Origin of the sequence: Microlunatus soli, assembly GCF_900105385.1 — a bacterium.
Taxonomy (GTDB): Bacteria; Actinomycetota; Actinomycetes; order Propionibacteriales; family Propionibacteriaceae; genus Microlunatus; species Microlunatus soli.
On the sequence record NZ_LT629772.1, the window covers coordinates 4,997,550 to 5,019,894 of the forward strand.

Here is a 22,345-nt window from a genome sequence, read left to right on the forward strand (position 1 = left end):
GATAGATTGTCGTCATGACGGCTGACCCTGGGCGACGGTTCGTGGTGTGTGGCGAGACCTTGATCGATCTGGTCAGGGACGAGGATGCGCCGGGCGACACCTTCTCCAGCGGCTGGCAGGCCCTGTCGGCCGGTGGCCCGATGAACACCTCCGTCGCCCTGGCGATGCTCGGGGCCGACAGTCACTTCCTGGGGCGGGTGTCCACCGACGAATTCGGCCGGCAGCTGACCGGCCACATGGACAAGGCCGGGGTCGGACTGGATCTTGCCGTGACCAGCGAGCAGTTCACCTCGTTGGCGGTGGTCAGCCTCGACGAGCAGGGCAAGGCGTCCTATGCGTTCCACTTCGACCAGACGGCCAACTTCGACTGGCGGGCCGAGGAGCTGCCGACCCTGAACGCACAGGACTGGCTGCATCTGGGGTCGCTGGCGCTGGTCGTCCGGCCGGGTGCCGACGTGTTGCTGGAGTGGGTTCGCCGGGTCGAGGCACCGATCTCGATCGACATCAACGTACGGTCCTCGGTGATCAGCGACCCCGACGAGTACTGGCGTCGGATCGAGCCGTGGCTGCAGGCGTTGGGCGGCAACGGCATCGTCAAGGCCAGCGACGAGGACGTCGAGTTCCTGGCTCGCGCACTGGCCGTGCCGACGGTGCCGCCCGAACGGTTGAGCAGCCCCGGCGGTCGGATCGATGCCGGCGGGGCGGCCGAGACCGTGTCCGGCGCCTGGCGTCAGGTCGCCGAACGGTGGCTGCAGACGTACGGGCTGAAGATGGTCGTGATCACCCGTGGTGAGGGTGGCGCGGCAGCGCTCGCGCCGGCGGCGGACTGGGTCGAGGTGCCCGGTTTCCCGACCGAGGTCGTCGACACCGTCGGCGCCGGCGACACCTTCATGGCCGGCTTCCTGGACGGCCACCTGCGGCTCGGCGCCGAGCTGCCCGACGCCTTGCGCAGGGGTGCCGCGGCCGCGTCCATCGTCTGCTCACGGCAGGGCGCGCAGCCGCCGACCGCGGCGGAGGTCGACGCGTTCCTGCGATGATCACCGTCAGTCGCGGAGCTGGCCCCGCGGCACGGCGGTGAGCAGGACGGCGGAGTCCTCCGACGCGTGCAGCGAATGCGGCGCGTCCGGGACGATCAGCAGGTCTCCCTGGGCGCCGCGCCAGCTGTCGTCGCCGACCCGGAGTTCGACCTTGCCCGAGAGCACCAGGACGGTGGCCTCGCCGGGATTCTCGTGTTCGTCCAGTGCGGCATCGGCAGCCAGCGCGATCACGGTCTGCCGCAAGGCGTGCTCGTGGCCACCGAAGACCGTCCGGGCTGCGCGCGATGCGGTACGGCGTCCCGCGTCGGCGGTCAGCTCTCGGGCCAGGGCTTGAAGGGACAGCTTCTGCATGGTGCTCCCATCTGCGTACGCGTCCGGTTCGTCCGGCTGCAGCCAGACTCTCACGATCAGCGGGGTGTGCGCTGGGTCCGGCCGGGCAGATCGGGAAACACCTGGTGTGGCTCGGTCTGATACCAGTAGGCGGTACTGGAGATGTCGTCCACCCGTTCGAACAGTCCGTGGTCCCAGGCGCCGATCTGCTGCAGGGTGACCCGCAGCGATTCGGCGAAGTAGATCGGGTCCGGCAGATGCCAGCGGTAGAGCCCGTGCATCGGCGCGGTCGCGGTGGCGAACGGTGAGGCCTTGGTCCGGTCGGCACTGCTGGTGAAGGGGTAGCCGCAGTAGGGCGCGGAGAAGTTGATCACCGTCGGCTCCGGATCGTTGCGCAGTTCGTCCTGGAAGGCCCAGGCGCCGCCGGCGTAGTCCTCCAAGCCGGTGCTGCACAGGGTCGGATGTTCGTCGTCGCCGTCGATGAAGAACTTGACCTCGCCCTCGCCCCACCAGAAGCGTTGCAGCGAAGCCAGCGCGATGTAACTGCCGAGATAGCGACCGCTGCCAGTGATCCCGTCGACGATCACATGATCCTCGCCGGCCTCGGTGTCGGCATCGGACCGGCGCCACTGGGCATGGAAGTACGGTGCCCGGCCACCGATCTCGTCGCCGACGGTGTAGTCGATCTGGTAGAACACCGCGGCCACGTCGCCGGCGTGCTCGCTGACCAGTTCGATCCGCGCAGAACTGCGGAACGGCATCGTGAAGTAGCAGTTCATCCCGCCGGTCGGGGCGACCACGATCGGAATCGAGGTGACCAGTGCCCGGGTGCCGAAGCCGTTGCAGAAGAAGTCGCCCAACGGCACCTCCACCGAGGGGTGCTCCTCGTCGTCCCAGTACATTTTCAAGATCAGATCGCGGAGCACGAACGGCCCCGCCGAGGTACGGTCCGGGACGGTGATCCAGATGTGCCGGATGACGCCCGGCCCGTCGATCCGGGCCAGAGTCAGCGTCTGGCCGGCCGCCAACGGCAGGCACGCAGATCCCTTCCGGCCGGGCCCCAGAGCCGAAGCCGCCGTCGCCGCCGAACCTGGCGCACCGTCGGGATTCTCGGCATTGATCGACCGGCTCCGTACGCCGCCGGCAAGGCCGGGATCGTTCCACAGATCGAGCATGACAACCCTTCATCGCAGGAGCATTGCTGCGACCCATCATGGTGGTTGGGCGTTGATCAACTTGCGTCGGGTGGCCCACCGCCGTCTCGCCGAGCGGCACGGGAGACCTCCTCCGCGGGCAGTCGAGCAGCCAGCAAGGCGAACGGATTCTCCTGCTCGTCGCGAGATCGGCCGAAGACATGCAGATGGACGTGTGGGGTCTCCTGCCGTGCGGCGGTGCCGTCGTTGCCGAAACAGCTCAGGCCGGTCGTCCCGGAGGCGAGTGCGAACTGTTCCCGCACCTCAGCCAACTCGGTGGACAGCGCCACGATCTCGGCGGGGGTCAGGTCGCCGATGCTGGGCACGTGTCGCAGCGGGAGCAGCAGGACCTGGGAGTCGATCATCACCCGATGCGGACGGATCACCCGGACCCCGTCGCGCCGCCAGCGTTCCTGGTCGGTCAGCACGGCACCGGCGCAACCGTCGCATTCGGTATCCGGCGGTGCCGGCACGTCGATCTCGACCGGCGCCGCCAGCGCCGCCGCCAGCGATTCCGTTCGCGCCGGGTCGGATGCTGCATACCGACGTTCCGCTGGTGGCAGGGCCATCGCCCGGGCGGGGGAGGTGTGATCCGAGCCACCCCTGCCGAAGACGTGGATCACCCGATCATGACCTGCGAGCGGGTCGGGCTCACCGACCGCACCCGGGGTGGGGGACCACCCGACGGCGAAGTTGATCTGAAAGCCCTGACAACCGCCGACCGTCCACAGCGCAGAGCGTGTCCGGCGATAGGCAGTGATCAATTCGGCTGCCGAAACCGATCCCAGCGCCATCTCCGGTGCGGTCGCCATGATCACCAGGTGCGCCGTCGTCAGCGGCCGGTCGGGCAGTGCGACCTGCCAGTAGGTGCTGCTCCACAGCGCTGTCGGCATCTGTCGACCCTACGGGATCGGGTGGTTCATTCCGGTTGATCTTGACGATGCGGAGGACGATGATCGAGTCGTGGCTGACGACGCGATGCGACAAGTCCAACAGACGGCGCAGGGACCGATGCTGATCGTCGCTCTGGAGCAGTACGAGGACCGCGACCATCGGATCGTCGACGACCCGTTGGCGGCGCGGATGCTGCCGGCTGCCCAGCGCATTCTGGTCCGCGCACTCCGGCCGGCGCCGCTGCGACACCTCTTGATCAACACCACCGAGCGGATCATGCCCGGATCGTGGGGTGGTTTCCTGGCCCGCAAGCGCTATGCCGACGACGCCGTCACCGCCGCGACCGGGGCCGGTATCGGCCAACTCGTGGTGCTCGGCGCCGGACTCGACACCCGCGCGGCACGTCTGCCAGATCCGAACCAGGTCGCCTCCTACGAGGTCGACCTGCCCCGCAATTCGGCGGCCAAGCGCTCCCGGCTGGAAGCCGCACTCGGTCGACTGCCGGCCGGTCTGCATCTGGTCCCGATCGACTTCGAGGCCGACGACCTGATCGAGACGTTGACCGGCGCCGGCTTCGATCCGGCGGCGCCGGCGATGTTCGTCTGGGAAGGCGTGACCCAGTATCTGACCCAGCCTGCGGTGCGGGCCACCCTGACCGCGTTGGCGTCGGCCGCACCGGGCAGCCGGCTGATCTTCACCTATATCCTGCGGTCCCTCATCCAGGGAACCGATCTGCACGGCGCCGACAGTCTGTATCGACGCTTCGTGGCCAAGAACCCGATCTGGCATTTCGGCCTGGAACCGGCCGACGTAACCCCGCTACTGGCAGAATTCGGCTGGACCGCCGCCGAGGACATCGGACCCGAGGACTACGCCGAACGCTACTTCGCACCGGCCGGCCGCCGACTGCAGGCGATGGAGATCGAGCGATTCGTCGCAGCCGAGCGAGTGGGGCAGTAGCGCGGCGGCGGCCATCGAGAGCAAGCATGAACTCATAGCCACGCTCTGCGGCAGCAGATCGGCTCCGTGGATCAGTGTCGAGGTGTGGGCGCGGCGGATTTCCAGAGGTGTTGGGCGAACTGTCCACAACCGAGGTCATGGCTGCCGGTCGCGTCGACCAGAAACACTCTGCCTTCCGGCGCCCGGAACAAGAACGTTCCGGGCTCGGGTCGTCGGCGTTTCCACAGTCCGTGGGTGATCACGTTGTGTTCCCGGCGACCGTTGGGGGAGAGGTTGTCCTCCCGGGTCTGTGCCGGGAGCCCTTCGACGAACGGGATGTTGTGGTCAAGGTCAAGGTGACGCCCGACCGCTCCGGAGAAGGGGAACATGCTGCCGGGATATTTCAGGAACATGCGTTCTCGCATCGCCCGTGGGATCTCGTAGGAATCCACCGGTGTCATATCCACCGTCAGGTCGATGACGGGTTTGAGGGTGATGTTGCAGTGGCCGAGCCAGTCGGCGACGAGGCTGCTGATCATGGGGCCGATGTCTTCGACCCGGGTGACGCCGAGTCCGGTGTCGAGGGTTTCTTTGGCGATGTGGACGTAGAGCGTGGCGTTGGGTCGGAACTTCGCGGGATCGATCTTGCTGATGGCGCGAAGGGCGAGCTCGGCGAGCCGGCGGTCTTGATCAACGCGGGGGAAGCGGTCGGTGGTGCCGTCGTCATCCAGGGGGTCGGGTGGCGGCTCGTCCTCGGAGTCGTGATCATCATCCACGCCGGACGCCGCGGCCGCGGCTGCGGGCGGGAATGCGCTGGTTTCGCAGGTGTCGGCGTCACAGGTCGCCGGCTTGGGGAAGAGGGAGTCGTCGTCGGCGTCGGGGTCGAAGAGGGTGGGTTCGGTGTCTTCGGCGATCATCCGGACCGCGTCGAGGGGGTTGGCCAGGACGTCGATGGCGGCGGCCATGCGTTCGTTCTTGGTGCCGGTGTGTCCGCGGCGGGCGAGGATGTCGGCGATCCGGCTGACTTGGGCGTAGAACCGGATGCCGGCTGGTGTGTCGGTGAGGATGTAGATGCCTTTGATGCCGTGTTCGTTGCTCTGGTTGATGAAGACGCCGACCTCCTTGCCGGCTTCTTCGGCGAGCTTCTTGATGTTTTCGGCGTCGACGCGGATGATCGTGGCTTCGAGTTGGGCGAGCAGTTTGTTCCAGGACCAGCGTCCGACCATCGGCGCGATCGACCGGTCGACCTCCAGGGCCTGCTCCAGGCTCAGGTGCCGGGTTTGGCGGGCGATGGTCTGACAGTCCAGGGCGTCGACTTCGTTGTTGCAGAGTCGATGCCACAGGCAGGGAAGACGGTGGCGCAGGTCGAGGGCGTCGGCGATGATTCGCTCCGCGGTGCCGGTGGATTTGTGCAGGGTGGCGGCGAGGTCGGTGACGCAGAACCGGGTCAGCGCGGGTGTGCCGTCCCCGCCGGGTCGGATGGGCCGGTCGCCGCCAGGGATGGCCAGCTGGTGGGCGGCGATGCTGTCGGTGGGGAAGCGGTCGGCGAAGGCGGCTGCGAGGCAGAGTTTGGCGTTGGTGGTGGCGCGGACGAGCCAGTCGATGGCGGTGACTTGGTGCAGGAGTTGGTCGGTGGCCAGGCAGGACGGGTCGAGACCCGCCGCCTTCTGGGCCGTTTGCATCAGCCCGCTGCCATCGATCATGTCTTCACACTAGACGTGGCCACTGACAGTCTTGATCGGCCAGGATCCCAACGTCACAAGAGACTTCGGCGTTGATCGATCTCCTCGCTGGGACCGACGTCCCGTTCACCGCTGCTATTCTGCGACCGGGCCGGTCGCGGCTCGGGTGAGGATCCGGACCGCCTCGGCGCGACGGTCCTGCGACGGCAAGGTGTCGTCGGGTTCGGTGACGTAGAAGGTGTCGATCGCCTGCCCGGCGAGGGTGGTGACGTGCGCCGACCGGATGGACAGCCTCGCATCGGCCAGGGCTGCACCGAGGGCGTACAGCAGTCCGCTGCGGTCGGCGACCCGGACCTCGATCACCGCCGCGGTGCGGCTGGCGCCGGTGAACAGCTGCACATAGGGCGGGTGATCATGATGCCGGGGCCGCGACTCGCGCCGCCGGATCGGGGCCAGGACCCGTTGATCATGATCACCGAGCCGCTGCAGTTCGCCGGTCAGGTAGGCGGGGTCGGGCAGGTCGACCGGTGACGCCGCATCCACCCGCCAGGTGTTCACCGCGATCCGGTCGACGGTGCTGACCAGGGCCGATCGCACCGTCACCTGGTGCGCGGCCAACAACCCGGCGGTGTCGGAGAAGAGCCCGAGCCGGTCCCGGCAGGCGATGATCAATGCCCAGCCACCGGCCTGCTGCTCGATCCTGATCCGTGGCCGTCCGTCCAGCAACACTGAGCGGGCCAGTCCGACGCCGAGCTCGGAGCGGACGTCGTCGGGCACCTCCTCGCCCTCCAACTGCAACATCACCCGCTCGGCCAGCGCAGTGATCAACTGAGCCCGCCACGGCGACCAGGCATTGGGGCCGGCGGCCCGGGCGTCCGCCTCGGTCAGCGCGAGCAGCAGTCGCAGCGTCTCGGCCCGTCCGTTGACCGCGGCCACCAGCGCGTCGACGGTGGCCGGATCGGCATGATCACGACGCGTCGCCAACTCGGCGAGTGTCAGATGTTCGCGGACCAACAGCTCGATCAGATCGGCGTCGACCTCGGACACGCCCATCGCCAGCACGATCTCGCGGGCCTTCGGGGCGCCGCCGGCAGCATGATCGACTCCGGCGACACCCTGCCCCCGCAGCCCCTTGCCGATGTCGTGCAGCAGGCAGGCCAGCAGCAGGATGTCCGGTCGATCGACGGAGCTGAGGAATCGCTGTGCCTCCACCGCGGTCTGCACCGAATGCCGGTCCACGGTGTGTCGATGGATCGGGTTGTGCTGGGGTTCAGCCCTGATCAGATCCCAGGACGGGATCCACCGGGTGATGCAACCGTTCAGTTCCAACGCCTCCCACACCGGCGGCAGGGAACGCCCCGACGACAACATCTCCAGCAGTGCCTCCAGGGCCTCGGACGGCCAGGGCTCCGTCAGCGGTGGGGCGAAACTGCCGAGATGCTCGGCGGTGACAGGGGACAGCACCAGCCCGCGCTGTGCCGCCAGCGCGCCGGCACGCAATCCGATCAGCGGACCGCTCGGCGGCGTCGATCGATCCAGGCTCACCTCACCGCCGTGCACGATCAGACCGTGCGGTGCGCGGTCCAGCACCGGCCGTCGCTGCCGCCGGGCGAAGCTGATCACGCGTCGGGCCGGCACCACCTGTCGTGCGGCCCGCACGGTCAGGTCGACCGCGTGTCCGATCCGGCGCGCGGCCAGTGACACCTGCCGATGCAGCGCATCGGTGGACTCGACACCCAGCCGGTCGGCGACATCGGCGGCTTCGCTTGCCAGCAAGCGATCCAGGTTGCGACCACTGGTCACGTGCAACGCATCGCGGACGTCGAGCAGGAAGGAGTACGGCGCCCGGACGCTGTCGTGCGGTCGGTCGGTGAGCCAAGTCGCCGCCAGTGCCCGCAGCATCGTCATGTCCCGGAAGCCGCCCCGGCATTCTTTCAGATCCGGTTCCAGCAGGTAGGCGGCGTCGCCGAAGCTGTCGGCGCGATCGGTGATCGCGGTGATCAACTCCTCGATCCGCTTCCGGGCACCGCCGCGCCAGGCATCGAGCAGGCTGGTCCGTGCCGCTGCGGTCATCGCAGCGTCGCCGGCGATCACCCGGAGGTCCAACAGGCCGACGCCGGCGGTCAGCTCCTTGCCGGCGACCTCGGTGCACTCCGCGGGTGTGCGGACCGAGTGGTCGAGCCGTACTCCCGAGTCCCACAACGGATACCAGAGTCGCTCCGCAATCGCGTTCAGGTCGGATCGCCGACCGTCGTGCAGCAGTACAAGATCAACATCGGACTGTGGGCCGAGCTCGCGGCGGGCCAGGCTGCCGACACTGGCCAGGGCGACACCGGTGTCCGGTCCGCCGGCGGAGGCGTACAGCTGGACCAGGGCTGTCTCCACGACGTCGGTGACCCAACGCCGACGATCCGGCCCCGCCTGGGTATCCCAGGAGGACCGGATCGCGACGTTGAGGCGCTCGGTGGTCAGGTTGCGCGTCAGAGCGCGTCCAGCCCGCGCTCCCCGGTGCGGACGCGTACGACCTCGTCCACCCCGGTGGTCCAGACCTTGCCGTCACCGATGCGGCCGGTCCGTGCGCTCTTGACCAACACGTCGACGATGTCACTCGCGTCGCCGTCGTCGACCAGCACCTCAAGTCGGAGCTTCGGCACCAGGTCGACGGTGTACTCCGCGCCGCGGTACACCTCGGTGTGGCCACGCTGGCGGCCGAAGCCGCTGGCCTCGCTGACCGTCATACCTTCGATGCCGAATGCTTCGAGAGCGGTCTTCACTTCGTCCAACATGTGGGGCTTGATGATCGCGGTCACCAGCTTCATGCCGTCACCTCCTGATCATGGGACTTGCTGCTACCCGAGTTGTCGTCCTCCGGCGGCCGGCTCGGCGCCGGACCGGTCGAGAAGGCGCGCAGACCTCCACCCAGATTGGCCAGATCGTACGCCGACTCGGCGTGTTCGATCTCGTCGACCCCGCTGCGTTCGGTGTCCTCACTGACCCGGAAGCCGATCGTCTTGTTCAGGATCGTGGCGATCACGTAGGTCAGCACGAAGCTGAACACCAACACCGACACCGCGCCGACGACCTGCCGCCAGAGCTGATCGAATCCGCCGCCGTAGAAGAGTCCGGCGACCTGTGCCGGCGCCGCCTTGGTGGCGAAGAAGCCGACGGCGATCGTGCCCCACAGGCCGCCGACCAGGTGTACGCCGACGACATCGAGCGAGTCGTCGAAACCGAGCTTGTACTTCAAGCCGACGGCCAGCGCGCAGAGCACACCGGCGATGGCGCCGAGCAGGATCGCGCCGATCGGGCTGACCGCGGAGCAGGACGGAGTGATCGCGACCAGGCCCGCGACGACGCCGGAGGCGGCGCCGAGTGAGGTGGCGTGCTTGTCCCGGATGCGTTCCACCAGCAGCCAGCCGAGAGCGGCGGCTCCGGTTGCGGTCAAGGTGTTGACCCAGACCACTGCCGCACTGTTGCCGGCCTGCAGCGCCGAACCGGCGTTGAAGCCGAACCAGCCGAACCACAGCAGGCCTGCGCCGAGCATCACCAGCGGCAGGTTGTGCGGTCGCATCGGGTCTCGCCGCCAGCCGATCCGCTTGCCCAGCACCAGAGCCAGGGCCAGGCCGGCGGCACCGGCATTGATGTGCACCGCGGTGCCGCCGGCGAAGTCGACCGCCTTCAGGCTGTTGGCGATCCAGCCGCCGGCGTGCAGCACCTTGCCGGCATCGTCGGTCACGGTGAAGTCGAAGACCCAGTGCGCGACCGGGAAGTAGACGATGGTCGACCAGATCAGGGCGAAGATCATCCAGGTGCCGAATTTCGCCCGGTCAGCGATGGCCCCGGAGATCAGGGCGACGGTGATGATCGCGAAGACCGCCTGGAAACCGACGAAGGCCATCACCGGCAGCGAATCACCGGTGTCGGCCATCAGGCCGTGCAGGCCGAGGTATTCGAAGGGGTTGCCGAGCAGGCCGCCGCCGACGTCGTTGCCGAACGCGATCGAGTAGCCGTACAGCACCCAGGTGACGGCGATCAGGCAGAGCGCGCCGAAGCTCATCATCATCATGTTGAGCACGGTCTTGGCGCGCACCATGCCGCCGTAGAACAGGGCCAGTCCGGGTGTCATCAACAACACCAGGGCAGCCGAGGTCAGGATCCAGGCGGTGTCGCCCGAATTGACTTCCAAGACAGTCATACGCGTGTCCTTCGGTGAACGGAACCTTGCCGGAACGATGGGCCGCTGGAAGGCTCATCGAGGTTGTCGTTCACTCTGCTGGACGGTTGTTGCAGGGCTGGTCCGTCGTATTACACCGATGTTTCAAAGCCGCGTGCCAGGTGACGTTCGCGTGACGGGCCCGTCAGGGACCCCGGGCATCAGCTCGCCGGGCGGTGGCCGAGGGCAGCCATCGCGGTGGCGATGATGTGCGGCCGCCAGGCGTGGGTCTTCTGAGACCGTACGGCCGCTTCGGTTGCCACCTGGATACCGGCGCAGGCGCTGATCACCTGCACCGGCCGCGGGTCATCGGCCCGCCCGCTCCCGAGCCCGAATGCCTCGATCAGGTCCAGTCCGGCCTGCACCAGTGCCGGTGGCGCCGACGCCGGATCGGCCGAGGCCGCGGAGCTCAGGAATGCGGCGGTCCCGGGCCAGCGGAAGGCGTTCTCGACCAGCGCCTCGATGAGCAGTGCATCCCGTTCGATGCCGGGTGGGACCTGGGCCGCTCGCTCGACGAGCTCGGTATTGGTCCGGCCCGCTGCGGCGATCGCCGCCTCGGCGATCGCTTCCTTGCTGGGGAAGTGGTGCAACAGCCCGGCCTTGGAGTATCCGACCTCGTCGGCGACCTGTTGCAACGAGGTCCTGGCGACACCCTGCCGGGCGAACAGTCCACAGGCACGGTCCAAGATCTCGGCGTCGACCTGGTCCCTCGTCTGGCGCGGCATGGCCCGATGCTATCTCCCCGACCAGGTTGGTAGAAAACCGACCAAAATGGTTGAATAGTGTCTCCGAGCCACACCCTCGAGACCTCGAACGGACACAAATCATGAGCGGTCGTACGAAGCCCTGCCAGTTGATTCGCACCCACCGTCGGGCCTACCTCGTCATCAATGCCTGCGTCTACGGTGCCGTGCTTCTCGGGATGGCGATCGGGATGCTCTTCCCCGAACTGCACGCGGCGCGAGCGGACGGGTTCACCAGGTCGCAAGGTGATCTGCTGCTCGCGGTGTTCCGCGATCCGTTGCTGTTCACCGGGACCATCCTCGTGGTCAACGTGCTGCGCACGGCGGTGCTGCTGATCGTCCTGCCGTCACTGGTGATCCCATTCGCAGGGCTGGTCGTCTTCGGGATCAAGACGATCGACATGGGCATCATCCTCGCGCCCGTCGACCGGGTCGGCGCGCTGACACTGATCCCGCACTCGCTGACGCTCCTGATCGAGTTCCAGGCCTACGTGTGGGTGATCTTCGGAGTGTGGCTGCTCGGTCGGGCGTGGATCCGCCCGGTAGCGGTCGGGGCGCCGACACACCGGCAGGGCTACCTGGCCGGCTTGCGCGCCCTGGGGTGGACCTGGCTGCCGGCGCTCGTCCTGTTCGTGATCGGCGCGATCTATGAGGTCGCCGAGATCCACCTCCTGATGCCACTCGTTCTCGGCGCCGCGTGAGGTGCTGTTCGGACAATCGTCACGTGTGCGAGGAACCGTCCGGCGCCGTCATTTCTGCTGTCAGCGGGGTCGGCCTGAAACCCTTGGCGATCAGGTACACCCCGAGGGAGAACTCCCAGACGGCGATCGGGACGGTGGCGATCGCCGGCACCACGGAGAGCCTGTCCCACAGGTCGAACAGCACGCCGGCATCGGAGATGACGATCGCGGTCGCTCCGACGAATCCGAGGACCGGAAGCGAGCGGGGCACCAGCCGTGACTGATACAGCAGCGAACCGAGCAGCAGGGCATTGACGGCCGGAATGAAGCCCTGGCTGATGATGAAGATCGAGTCGTAGAAGCCGATCAGGGCCCGACCGATGATCAACCCGTCGGCACCGATTCCCGATCGGCGCAGTTCGATGATCGTCAGCAGGCTCGCGACGCCGACGAAGATCGCGGCGGCCTCCAGCACCCGTGAGCCGACGAGGCCGAGTGCGCGGGCTTCGCCCTGTCTTTTGATCACCGGATACAGCGCGACGGCGGTGCCGATTCCGGCAAGAGCCACGATCACCTCGAGGACCCCGCCGGCGACGACCGCGTTCGCCGATCCCGTGCCTGCGATGTAGTCCGCATCATGGATCGGCCCGTACAGCGCCAGGGTGGGTATCGAGGCGAAGGTGATCACGTAGAACACGCCGGCGGTCAGGGCGGTCCGTCTCAGATTGTTCGTGGCGGCAGGTTGTGATGCCGTCCTGCGGGCGATGGTGGTCATGCGGCCCCTCACGGTGGATCGGTGCGCATCACTGATGCGCGGGCGACGTTCCGCCGGGGGCTCCGGGCGTCAGGAAAGACGACGATGGTTGTCGGTATAGCTGATCGTCTGAGGAATCGAGGATCCGCATCCGCTGATCATGATGCCGATCATGGCCGAACACATGGGCACAAGCTCAGGTTGCCAGCGGTTGTCGGGTGCGGATAGAGGCGAAGGTCACGCCTCGTGTCGGGACCGTTCGGCCGCCAGCAGTCGGTTCGCCAGTTCCTCGCCATGGCTGCTGGTGAAGGCGATCGTCTCGTCCGTCAGTCGATCAAGATGATCTTGCATCGCCTCGGCGGCCGCGTCGGCGTCGCCGGCGACGAAGTACTCGCAGATCCGGGCGTGCTCGGCAACACTGGCTCGGCTGATGTGGCGGGTCTGCAGAATGACGTCGAGCATCGCCTCGACGTGGTCGAGACCGGGAGCGAGCGCGATCCCGGCCATCGTCGCGATCACCGGATTGTCGGTGAAGGAGGTGATCGTCCGGTGGAAGTCCAGCACCAGGGCCCGAGGGATCTCGTCTCCGTCTCCGGCCAACGCCGTGTCGTGGTCGGCAACCATCCGGGTCAACCGCCGCACTGCGGCCTGGTCCACCCCGGCCGCACCGCCTCGTACGGCTTCGGGCTCGATGATCCGCCGCGCGCGAAGCAGGTGGATGACGTCGGTGACGGTATGCACCCGGTCCAGACGGCTCAGCATCTCCGACTGCTCCTGTCGCCGCAGGCTGGACCGCAGCAGTTGCCGGCCCGCGGCGCCCAGCACCCGGCCCTTGCGCTCGACGGGCGTGGTCAGCTGCCGGCCGTCGAGGTCGCGGAGCTTCCGGCTGATCGTCGCCTCGGAGACCGAGAGCCCCTGTTCGGCCAGTGCCCGGCGGATGTCCCGGGCGCCGATCGGGCCCTGGCCGGCGCCGATCACGGCAAGAACCGCCGAAGTGAGGTCGGATCGCGGAGTCACGGCACCAAGCATAGAGGACGAACGTTCGTCACTCTTGACAAACGAGGGTCGAGCCACAACCATGACGCGGACCGGAGGCCGCACCGACCGTCCGGCCGGGCAACGAAAGGAATCGTCCATGAGTCGGCCCGAGATCTCACCACCCGTTCCTCGTCGCGGCAGAGTCCGCTGGATCCTGATCGGCCTGGCGTTCGCCGCGATCGCGATCAACTACATCGACCGGGCCAACCTGTCGGTCGCGTTGCCCTATATGGACAAGGATCTGGGCCTCGATCCGGCTGCCTCCGGGCTCGTGCTCGGCGCCTTCTTCTGGACCTATGCGCTGTGCCAGCTGCCGCTGGGCTGGCTGGTCGACCGGCTCGGCGCCCGGACGATGTTCGCTGCCGCCGTTGCGTGGTGGTCGATCTTCACCGCGGCCACCGTGCTGGCGCGTGGCTTCGGATCGCTGTTCGGGCTGCGGCTGCTGCTCGGCGTCGGCGAGGCCGGTGCGTTTCCGGCAGCGACCAAGATGGTCGAGGAGTGGTTCCCTCGCAGGGAACGTGGCATCGCCTCGGGGATCTACGACAGTGGCGCCCGGGGAGGCACCCTGCTGTCGATCCCGATCGTGACCGCCCTGATCGCGGCGCTCGGCTGGAAGGGGTCCTTCATCGTCACCGGCAGCCTGGGGCTGGTCTGGGTGATCATCTGGTTGTGGGCCTATCACAGTCCGATCAAGCACCGCTGGATCTCCGAGGCCGAGCTCGCCTACATCAAGGCCGGTGGTGCCCGCGTCGACCCGGACCAGCAAGAAGTCGATCATGATCGGCCGGCCGTGCGTTGGCGTGACCTGTTCACCAACCGGACGGTGTGGGGAATGGCGATCGGCTTCGGCTGCCAGAGCTACGTGATCTACTTCTTCATCACCTGGTTTCCGTCCTACCTGGTCGAGGAGCGGCACTTCTCGCTGCTGGAGTTGGGGATTTGGGGGACCGTGCCGGGTTTCGTCGCCTTCCTGGGCAACTTCCTTGGTGGATGGGTTTCCGATGCGCTGGTGCGACGTGGCCACAGCGTCACCGTCGCCCGCAAGAGTTGCATCATCGCCGGCATGCTCGGCTCGGCGGTGATCGGATTCGTCGGCTTGGTGCCCAGCGCCGTGCTCGCCCTGGTGCTGCTGTCGTTCTCGTTCGGCTGCGTCACCTTCGCCACGTCGTCGATCGTCGCGCTGCCGGCCGACGTGGCGCCGACGTCGGGCGCGTCGATGGCCGGCTCGATCCAGGGTTTCCAGAACGGCATCGCCAACCTCGCCGGGATCGCCAGCCCCGCCGTCATCGGCGCCCTGTACGGCCTCACCGGCAGCTTCGGCTGGGGCCTGGCCTCGGCCGCCTTCGTCGCCGTCGCCGGCTGCGTCGTCTACCTCATCGTGGTCGGACCGATCCGACCCATGGACCGAAAGGAACCCGCCGCTTCATGAACGAAGATCGACTCAACCTGCCCTTCGTCGGCATCCCGACCTTCCTGAGGTCGCCGATCCGGACCGATCTGAAGAACCTGGACGCCGACATCGCGTTCCTCGGGATCCCCAGTGACGAGGGGTCGCCCTGGTATCCGGGTGCCCGGATGGCGCCGCGGGTGGTCCGGGAGATGTCGGTCCGTTTCGCCGAATACGGCGCGGTCCAACAGGCCGCCGGGATCTACGACATCGACACCGACAAGCATTACCTGCAATACGAACGCCGCAACGAACGGATCGTCGACTGCGGCGATGTCGACATCCTCTACACCAACCCGGCGGGGACGTTCGCCAACATCAGCGACGCCACTTCCGACATCCTGCAGGCCGGTGCCATCCCGGTCGTCTTCGGTGGTGATCATGCCGTCAGCTACGGCGTCGTGCGGGCCTACGAGGAACCCGTGTCGGTGGTGCATTTCGATGCGCATCTGGACTATCGGCCGTTCGTCCACGGTGTGGAATACGCCAACGGTAGTCCGATGCTCAAGATCGGCAAGCTGCCCCATGTCCGACAGATGGTGCAGGTCGGCACCCGCAGCATCCGGACCAGCAAGGCCGCGCTGCAGGAATCGCTCGACCGCGGCAACGACGTGGTCACCGTGAACGGCTTTCGTGATCAAGGAGTCGACGGCATCCTGCGGCATCTGCCGGCCGGTGGAAAGGTCTACGTCAGCATCGATATCGACGTCCTCGACCTGCCCCTGGTGCCGGGCTGTGCGTCGGCCGAACCGGAAGGCTTCCGGTTCGAGGAGATGCGGCAGATGCTGTTCGCCATCGCTCGACATGCCGACGTCGTCGGTCTGGACGTGGTGGAGATCAATCCGATGCTCGACGTGCGTTCCAACAACACGTCGTTGTTGGGGGCGCAACTGGCGGTGGAGACGATCGGTCGGGTCGTCGAGCAGCCTGCTTACCTTGCTCGCAAGGGCAGAACGGCGCAGTAGCCGCGTCCGACGCCGGCCCGTGGGGCAGCGGGCCGAGTTGTCCTTGCTGGTAAGGGAAGTACGAGTCAGTAGCCGAGTCCGGCGCGCGCCGGGTCGAGGTCCGGGCCGGACCAGTGTCGCAGATATTGATCATCAGTGGTCAGCGAACGGATGATTGCTCGATCCAGATACAGGGTGCCCTCGGTGTGGTCGGTCTCGTGTTGCACGATCCGGGCCTGCCAGCCGGTGAAGCGTTCACAGACCGGTGCGAAGTCCTCGTCCCGGCAGACCAACTCGATGGTCACGGCCCGTTCGGTCGCGGCCTGATAGCCGGGAACCGACAGACAACCCTCGTACCAGGTGGCCATGTCGTGACCGACCTGGCGGTAGCGCGGATTGATGATCACCGTGTACGGCAGTGGCCGGCGGTCGCGGACGGAGCCGATCTCGGCCGGGACCTCGGCGGCATCCTCCAGGACGGCCAGCCGCAGTCCGAGACCGATCTGCGGTGCCGCCAACCCGACACCCGGCGCGGCGATCATCACCTCCCGCATCATGGCCAACAGCTCGCCGAGCAGCCCGCGATCCAGGTCCTCCGGGACATCGGCGGCCCGCCGGCGCAGCACCGGATCACCGGCCCGCGTGATCGGCGGGCGCTCCGGCTGCTGCAGCAGTTCCCTGATCCGATCGGTGATCGTTGCGGTGTCCACGGGGCGAGAATAATGGGTCGACGGCCCGCGCGTGTCGTCCGGTGTTCGTTGGGTGCCGTCGGGGCCTCCAGGCGGGGATATTTGCCATTCCAGTGGCGATCTGCCGCAGATCGGGAAGCCGCAGGCGGGGGTTGCGCCGAATTTTCCCGTCCCGTTGGCAGCTCGGCCGAACGGGGGCTACTCTGGCCGCTCGGATCAACGTTGATCGGAGGGGTGAGCGCATATGGCCGTCGTGAACGGTGGTGCCGTGCTGCAGCAGCATGGCCGACATCCATCGCTGCGTGCCGCACTGGCGGTCGGCGCGGCAGCCGTGCTCCTGGTCGGCTATTTCGTGGTCTCGTCATCGATCACGGTGCTGCGACCTGATGTCTGCGGACGCTTCGTCTCCGATGCTCCTGCCATCTCACGCGCGGTCGGCGACGGCTGGCTGGCCAGCCCGCCGCACGGCGCCAATGTCGCCAATCCGTTCCTGCGGGTCGGATTCGTGGATCATGACGGCAGCAGCGGTCCGGTGCTGCACTCGTTGACCGGCGCCGAGCTGCCGCTGCGGCCGGCCCGTTCCGGCTGCTGACCGAGGCTGACAGCAGACCTGCGCGGCCCCAGCGGCGGATCAGGCCAGCGGGAGTCGATAGCTGTGACCGTGCTCGGTTTCGCCGACGATCATGAACCCCGCCGATTCGTAGGCCCGGCGAGATGCCAGATTGTCGTGGAAGATCTCACTGACTTCGACCGAGGGCCAACCCAATGCGCGGGCCCGCTCGATCAATGCGCCGATCACGGCCCGGCCGATGCCGCCGCCGCGATGGGCCGGCGCCAACACGATCGGCATCGCCCGGGTCTGCAGGCCGGCGTCGCCGATCGGGGCCCACCGTTGATCGGCGGTCAACCGTTCGATCAGGTAGAGCTCGCCGTGCTCGCTCAGGTACCGAACCATCGCCTTCAGCCTGCCCAGGTCGTACAGCTCGGCGCCGGGACCGTCGACCATCCGGACGGTGTCACGATCCCGATACCAAACCAACAGCTCGTGCAGCAGGTCGTCGTGCAGGTCCGACGGACCGACCGGGCGAAGTCGGACCTCCGGGGTCACCGGGATCACCGATGTCGCGTCGGGCATGATCAGTGCGGCGGCACCTCGGGTGTGCCATGGGTCGGTTCCCAGGCCTGCCAGGCCGAGTCGACCATCGCGGCAAGATCACGGGTCGCCGACCACCCGAGGGTGTCGCGGATCCGAGAGGAGTCCGCGACCAGGTTCGCCGGGTCGCCGGGCCGGCGGTCACCGATGGTCGGCTCGACGGCGTAGCCGGTCGAACGGCCGATCTGGGCCAGCACCTCGCTGACCGACGACCCGGTGCCGGTGCCGACGTTGAAGACATCGTGCGGGCGGTCGTCCTGACTCAGGTGGTCCAGCGCGGCGAGATGGGCCTCGGCAAGATCCAGCACATGGATGTAGTCGCGGATGCAGGTCCCGTCCGCGGTGGGATAGTCGTTGCCGTAGATGACCGGCTGCTTGCCGCTGGTCAGCGCTCGCAATGCGATCGGGATCAGGTTGAACGCGGTCGGGTCGCCGAGCTCCGGCCAGCCGGCCCCGGCGACGTTGAAGTAGCGCAGCCCGACGCCCCGCAGTCCCCAGGCTGCCGCAGCATCGCGCATCAGCCATTCGCAGACCAGCTTGGTCTCCCCGTACGGGCTGATCGGTGTGCTCGGGCCGTCCTCCCGCATCAACGATCCGGCCGGAACGTCGGGATTGCCGTAGGTGGCGGCGGAAGAGGAGAACATCAGCTTGTCCACGCCGGCATGCTGCATCGCCAGCAGCAGGTTGGCCATGCCACCGACGTTCTGCAGGTAGTACCAGGCAGGTCGCTCGGCCGATTCGCCGACCTGCTTCTTGGCGGCGATGTGGATCACCGACTGCACGCCGTACTCATCGATCAACTTCTCCAGCGGCTCGACCACCTCGGGCACGGACAGGTCGAGCTCCATCAAGGGGGTGTCGCCGACGTTGGCCGCGACACCGCTGCTCAGGTCGTCCACGACCACGACATCGTCGCCCCGATCCCGCAGCAGCCGAACGACATGGGCACCGATATAGCCGGCGCCGCCGGTCACCAGAACAGTCATGGCACCAACTTATCGGGTGACCGACACCACACGCGGACCCGTCACGCCCGGGTCCGACAGTTCGACGAATCCGATGGAGTGCTCAAACGAACCGGAAGGAAAGACGAATGCCTCGTCTCAATCTGAGCAAGACCTCTGCCGAGGGTTACCGGGCGGTGTACGGACTGGAGAAATTCTCCTCCGAACATGTCGAGTCGGAGATCTATCACCTGATCAAGCTCCGGTCCTCCCAGCTCAACGGGTGTGCGTTCTGCGTCGACATGCACGGCAGCCAGATGCTGGAGAGCGGCGTGCCGTTCCGCAAGATCAACTCGGTGGCGGCATGGCGTGAGGTCGGCTGGTTCAGCGACCGGGAACGGGCTGCGCTGGAGCTTGCCGAGCAGGTCACGCTGTTGCCCGGCGGTGTCCCCGACGACGTGTGGAACGCTGCGGCGGAGGTCTTCGACGAGACCGAGCTGGCCAACTTGTTGATCGCGATCGCGACCATCAACGTGTGGAACCGGCTGATGGTCAGCACCCAGGCCGAGCCGAATCCGCCGGCCTTGGCCGGCTGATCACCTTTCCGCCGGCAGCTTGTCGGGGTTGGACAGGTCGTAGATCGCGATGATCTGATCACCTTCGACGTCGAGGGTGATCAGATGCCGATTTCCGGCCAACGTGATCTCGATGCCGGGTCGGTCGTTGACAGTGATCATGCCGGCGGCGGTCAACCGGTTGCGGCGGCCGATGCCGACCAGGAAGCGGGCGATCTTGGCCGGCCCGATGATCGGGTTGCGGGCTGCCTTGACCCGTCCACCACCGTCGGAGTAGTAGACGACATCGTCGTGTAGCAGCTTGATCAACTCGGCGCTGTCGCCGTGCTCCGCTGCGACCAGGAAGCTGTCCAGCAAGCGGCGGGTCAGCCGCTGTTGATCATCGTCGGTGTCGGGTGCCGTGGGGTCGGAGGTCCTGCCGAGCCGTCGCCGGCCACGGTGCTCGTGCTGCCGGGAGGCCGCTGCGGAGATCTCCAGCAGGGCACTGATCTCGTCGTGGGAGTAGTCCAGGGATCGCAGGATGATCACGGCTCGCTGGGTCGGGGTCAGCGATTCGGCCAGCCGGAGGAAGCCGATCGACAGGTCGGCGCGTTGGTCGGCGACGCGCTCCGGACCGGTGCTGTCGTCGCCGATCCGTGGCTCCGGCAGCCAGGGGCCGATGTAGTGCTGCCGTTCCCGCTTCCGGCGACGCAGCAGATCCAGCGACCGGCGGATGGTGATCGTGGTCAGCCAGCCGGCGGGATTGTCCGGATCATGATCGCCACGGATCGACTCGACGGCGACGTCACCGATGACATCTTCGGCATCGCTCCAGGACCCGAGCATCCGGTAGGCGATCCGGGTCAGCCGCTGCCGTTCCTCCGAGAGCACCTCGACGACCGTCATGCTCCGATGATCGCACGGTGGCGCCGGACAGCACAGCGAGACTGGGCCCCGCGGAAGATCAGTCGTCGGCGTTCCGCGGCCGGATCCCGACGGCGTCCAGAAGTTTGCCGATCCGGGCGATCTCCTCGGCGTCGACAGGCATCAGTGGCGGTGCGGGTCGGACCGAATCGATCACTCCGAGGTAGCGCAGCGCCGCCTTGACCGCGCCGATCGAGGACGAGCTGGCGCTGATCCGTCCGCGATCGGGGACACCAAGGATCTCGAACAGGCCGAGCACCCGTTGTTGCTCGGCCTGTGCCTCGGCAAGCCTGCCGCTGCGGACCTGCTCGATGATCGTGACGAACATCGCGGTGTCGACGTTGGCGATCCCGGGGATGATGCCGTCGACGCCGAGCAGCACCGACAGGTCCGCAGTCACCTCCGAACCGGTCAGGATCGACAGCCCGGTCAGGCCGGCCGCCGTCCGTCCGGTGATCAATCGCCGTAGGTCGGGAAGGGATCCGCTGGAGTCCTTGATCCCGCTGATCACGCCGTCGGCGGCCAGCTTGATCATCAGCTCCGGCGCGATTCTGGTGCCGGAACGGGACGGGATGTTGTACGCCAGCAGGGGAGTATCGCCGATGGCGGCGGCGATCATCCGGAAATGCTGTTCGATCTCGGCCGGGTGCGTCGCGACGTAGAACGGAGCCGTGGCCACCAGCGCGGAGGCTCCGGCGGCGATCGCGTCGGTGGCGAGCTCGATCGCGGCCTCGGTCGACGGTGCCAGGATGCCGACCAGCACAGGTCCCCGGCCGGCGACCGCCCGGACGGTCGCACCGATCAGTTCGCTTCGTCGGCCCGCGCCGAACGAGGTGCCCTCGCCGGTGCTGCCGAGCACGAAGACACCACTCGCCCCGCCGTCGAACACATGATCAACGAGCCGGTTCAGCGAGGAGTGGTCGAGGTCGCCGGTGTCGGTCAGCGGCGTGACCAGGGGCGGGATCACCCCGGCGAACCGCGGGGTCGTCGGAATCCGTTGCGCTGCATCACCTTCTTCGTCCTCGTTGACGTTCGGGGTTTCGGTGATCAGATCGGCCGTCGCCCGGACGGTGAAACGGATCTCCTCATTCGACGCCGCGGAGCCGGCCTCGTACAGGACGGCGACCCGATCCTGGTCGAGCAGCGCGAGGTCGGAGTAGCCGGAGAAGCCGGAGTTGATCATGGCACCGCGGCGCCAGGTCGATGCGTCGTCGCTGACGAAGATCGTCAGGTCCTGGCGGCTGGACTGTCGGGCCGGCGTGCTCAGCAGCAGCAGCCGACCGTCCGGGCTGATCAGACTGCCCTGGATGTCCGGGGCGCTGACCCGTCGGCAGTCGGTGTAACGGTGGGCGAGGGTCTCGCCGCCGTCCTGCGAAACGGCCTGCACCCGGCGGCCGCGGGTGCCGTGGTAGTTGCGGGCGTTGAAGATCACCCGGCCGTCGGCGAGCTCGGCAACCGTTGTCTCGTTGGGATTGATCGCATCACCCTGATGCTCGGCGACGAAGCCGATCCGCCAGCTGCGTCCGCCGTCGTCGCTGAGGATGCAGTGCCCGCCGTACAGCGCATCCCGGTCGTCGGGAACGACGCCGTCGGCCGGGATGATCGAATGGTTGGCCGGCACCACCAGGCGGCCGCGATGGGCGCCGTGCTGCAGGGCGATGCCGTGGCAGGGGCCGGTCGCGTACCAGCCCCAGTCCGGTCGGCTGACCTGGTCGGTGATCTCCACCGGGTCGGTCCAGGTCAGGCCGAGGTCGGGGCTGCGCTGGACATAGACCCGGCGCGCGTCCCCGGGATCGGCCGCGCCCTGGACGATCGCCGACTCCCGGGTGCCGGCTCCGTTCTGGGTGCTGACCAACACGACGTCACCGGAGGCAGGGTCGAGGATCGGCACCGGATTGCCGCAGGTCTTCGCCTCGACCCGGCACACGACCTGCAACGGCTGCCAACTCCGTCCGCCGTCCACGGACCGGCGCAACACCAGCTCGATCGGACCGTGATCGGCTGAGGACTCGATCCGGCCCTCGCAGAAGGCCAGCAGCAGCGGATCGGCGCCGGCGCCGGGCGCCGGGATCGCCAGCAGGGCAGGGATCCGGAAGGTGTTGTAGTCGGTGCCGGCGGGATCAAACGGAGGCGATGACATGGGACGTACTATGTCATGCCGCCCGGGTGGCCACAATGGACGACGCC

Annotated in this window: 22 protein-coding genes; 7 read left to right on the forward strand and 15 right to left on the reverse strand. The window is 67.5% G+C overall.

The genetic code is table 11. From position 1 onward, the window contains the following. Positions 1-14: 14 nt before the first annotated feature. Entirely contained in the window at positions 15-1,037 is a 1,023-nt protein-coding gene (locus BLU38_RS22905; protein WP_091527728.1) for a carbohydrate kinase family protein, read from the forward strand. Between the two features lie 6 nt (positions 1,038-1,043). Here BLU38_RS22905 and BLU38_RS22910 read toward each other — a convergent pair whose 3' ends face one another. The 3 genes from BLU38_RS22910 to BLU38_RS22920 are packed head-to-tail and all read right to left on the reverse strand — an operon-like array spanning position 1,044 to position 3,453. Next, entirely contained in the window at positions 1,044-1,388 is a 345-nt protein-coding gene (locus tag BLU38_RS22910) for a cupin domain-containing protein (RefSeq protein ID WP_091532990.1), read from the reverse strand. A 56-nt stretch (positions 1,389-1,444) separates the two neighbouring features. After that, the gene (locus BLU38_RS22915) at positions 1,445-2,542 is read right to left on the reverse strand and encodes a glycoside hydrolase family 172 protein (RefSeq protein WP_091527731.1); all 1,098 of its coding nucleotides are present in this window, start codon (positions 2,540-2,542) and stop codon (positions 1,445-1,447) included. 56 nt (positions 2,543-2,598) lie between these two features. Next, complete coding sequence (locus BLU38_RS22920) at positions 2,599-3,453, reverse strand: HIT family protein (protein WP_091527733.1); 855 nt, start codon at positions 3,451-3,453, stop codon at positions 2,599-2,601. 70 nt (positions 3,454-3,523) lie between these two features. Between BLU38_RS22920 and BLU38_RS22925 the strand changes: the two genes are divergently transcribed. After that, the gene (locus BLU38_RS22925; protein WP_231919996.1) at positions 3,524-4,414 is read left to right on the forward strand and encodes a class I SAM-dependent methyltransferase; all 891 of its coding nucleotides are present in this window, start codon (positions 3,524-3,526) and stop codon (positions 4,412-4,414) included. Positions 4,415-4,485: 71 nt separating this feature from the next. Here BLU38_RS22925 and BLU38_RS22930 read toward each other — a convergent pair whose 3' ends face one another. The 5 genes from BLU38_RS22930 to BLU38_RS22950 all read right to left on the reverse strand — a co-directional run bounded on the left by BLU38_RS22930 (position 4,486) and on the right by BLU38_RS22950 (position 11,013). Next, the gene (locus tag BLU38_RS22930; RefSeq protein WP_091527736.1) at positions 4,486-6,096 is read right to left on the reverse strand and encodes a hypothetical protein; all 1,611 of its coding nucleotides are present in this window, start codon (positions 6,094-6,096) and stop codon (positions 4,486-4,488) included. 114 nt (positions 6,097-6,210) lie between these two features. After that, positions 6,211-8,622, reverse strand: a complete 2,412-nt coding sequence (locus BLU38_RS22935) for a [protein-PII] uridylyltransferase (RefSeq protein ID WP_197680269.1) — start codon at positions 8,620-8,622, stop codon at positions 6,211-6,213. Beyond that, the gene (locus tag BLU38_RS22940; RefSeq protein ID WP_091527742.1) at positions 8,556-8,894 is read right to left on the reverse strand and encodes a P-II family nitrogen regulator; all 339 of its coding nucleotides are present in this window, start codon (positions 8,892-8,894) and stop codon (positions 8,556-8,558) included. The genes BLU38_RS22935 and BLU38_RS22940 overlap by 67 nt, the downstream gene beginning before the upstream one ends. Continuing rightward, positions 8,891-10,270, reverse strand: a complete 1,380-nt coding sequence (locus BLU38_RS22945; RefSeq protein WP_091527744.1) for an ammonium transporter — start codon at positions 10,268-10,270, stop codon at positions 8,891-8,893. Before BLU38_RS22945 ends, BLU38_RS22940 begins: the two co-directional genes overlap by 4 nt. Before the next feature lie 179 nt (positions 10,271-10,449). Then, positions 10,450-11,013, reverse strand: coding sequence for a TetR/AcrR family transcriptional regulator (locus BLU38_RS22950; RefSeq protein ID WP_091527746.1), 564 nt, complete (start codon positions 11,011-11,013; stop codon positions 10,450-10,452). A 101-nt stretch (positions 11,014-11,114) separates the two neighbouring features. On the opposite strand from BLU38_RS22950, the gene BLU38_RS22955 reads away from it, so the two are divergent. Continuing rightward, positions 11,115-11,732 carry a hypothetical protein gene (locus BLU38_RS22955; protein WP_091527748.1) on the forward strand — a complete coding sequence of 206 codons (618 nt, stop codon included), beginning with the start codon at positions 11,115-11,117 and terminating at the stop codon, positions 11,730-11,732. Positions 11,733-11,751: 19 nt separating this feature from the next. Here the strand turns inward: BLU38_RS22955 and BLU38_RS22960 are convergent, their stop codons facing one another. Further along, positions 11,752-12,486, reverse strand: a complete 735-nt coding sequence (locus BLU38_RS22960) for a DUF4386 domain-containing protein (protein ID WP_091527751.1) — start codon at positions 12,484-12,486, stop codon at positions 11,752-11,754. A gap of 216 nt (positions 12,487-12,702) precedes the next feature. After that, positions 12,703-13,482, reverse strand: coding sequence for an FCD domain-containing protein (locus BLU38_RS22965; protein ID WP_172836204.1), 780 nt, complete (start codon positions 13,480-13,482; stop codon positions 12,703-12,705). A gap of 118 nt (positions 13,483-13,600) precedes the next feature. Here BLU38_RS22965 and BLU38_RS22970 point away from each other — a divergent pair, with 118 nt between their 5' ends. Together BLU38_RS22970 and BLU38_RS22975 are read left to right on the forward strand one after the other, a co-directional pair. Beyond that, positions 13,601-14,932: an MFS transporter gene (locus tag BLU38_RS22970; protein WP_091527756.1), complete on the forward strand. Its 1,332-nt coding sequence runs from the start codon at positions 13,601-13,603 to the stop codon at positions 14,930-14,932. Continuing rightward, positions 14,929-15,915: an arginase family protein gene (locus BLU38_RS22975; protein WP_091527759.1), complete on the forward strand. Its 987-nt coding sequence runs from the start codon at positions 14,929-14,931 to the stop codon at positions 15,913-15,915. Before BLU38_RS22970 ends, BLU38_RS22975 begins: the two co-directional genes overlap by 4 nt. 65 nt (positions 15,916-15,980) lie before the next feature. Here BLU38_RS22975 and BLU38_RS22980 read toward each other — a convergent pair whose 3' ends face one another. Beyond that, positions 15,981-16,604, reverse strand: a complete 624-nt coding sequence (locus BLU38_RS22980) for a peptide deformylase (protein ID WP_091527761.1) — start codon at positions 16,602-16,604, stop codon at positions 15,981-15,983. A gap of 223 nt (positions 16,605-16,827) precedes the next feature. Here BLU38_RS22980 and BLU38_RS22985 point away from each other — a divergent pair, with 223 nt between their 5' ends. After that, positions 16,828-17,175 carry a hypothetical protein gene (locus BLU38_RS22985; RefSeq protein ID WP_091527764.1) on the forward strand — a complete coding sequence of 116 codons (348 nt, stop codon included), beginning with the start codon at positions 16,828-16,830 and terminating at the stop codon, positions 17,173-17,175. Positions 17,176-17,214: 39 nt separating this feature from the next. Here the strand turns inward: BLU38_RS22985 and BLU38_RS22990 are convergent, their stop codons facing one another. Together BLU38_RS22990 and galE are read right to left on the reverse strand one after the other, a co-directional pair. Next, positions 17,215-17,718: a GNAT family N-acetyltransferase gene (locus tag BLU38_RS22990; RefSeq protein WP_091527767.1), complete on the reverse strand. Its 504-nt coding sequence runs from the start codon at positions 17,716-17,718 to the stop codon at positions 17,215-17,217. A 2-nt stretch (positions 17,719-17,720) separates the two neighbouring features. Further along, positions 17,721-18,722, reverse strand: a complete 1,002-nt coding sequence (galE, locus tag BLU38_RS22995) for a UDP-glucose 4-epimerase GalE (protein ID WP_091527769.1) — start codon at positions 18,720-18,722, stop codon at positions 17,721-17,723. Between the two features lie 107 nt (positions 18,723-18,829). Between galE and BLU38_RS23000 the strand changes: the two genes are divergently transcribed. Beyond that, complete coding sequence (locus BLU38_RS23000; protein ID WP_091527772.1) at positions 18,830-19,276, forward strand: carboxymuconolactone decarboxylase family protein; 447 nt, start codon at positions 18,830-18,832, stop codon at positions 19,274-19,276. On the opposite strand, the gene BLU38_RS23005 is transcribed toward BLU38_RS23000, so the two are convergent. Beyond that, positions 19,277-20,140 carry a sigma-70 family RNA polymerase sigma factor gene (locus BLU38_RS23005; RefSeq protein ID WP_091527775.1) on the reverse strand — a complete coding sequence of 288 codons (864 nt, stop codon included), beginning with the start codon at positions 20,138-20,140 and terminating at the stop codon, positions 19,277-19,279. 58 nt (positions 20,141-20,198) lie between these two features. Further along, positions 20,199-22,298, reverse strand: a complete 2,100-nt coding sequence (locus tag BLU38_RS23010) for a dihydrodipicolinate synthase family protein (RefSeq protein ID WP_091527777.1) — start codon at positions 22,296-22,298, stop codon at positions 20,199-20,201. Positions 22,299-22,345: the final 47 nt, after the last annotated feature.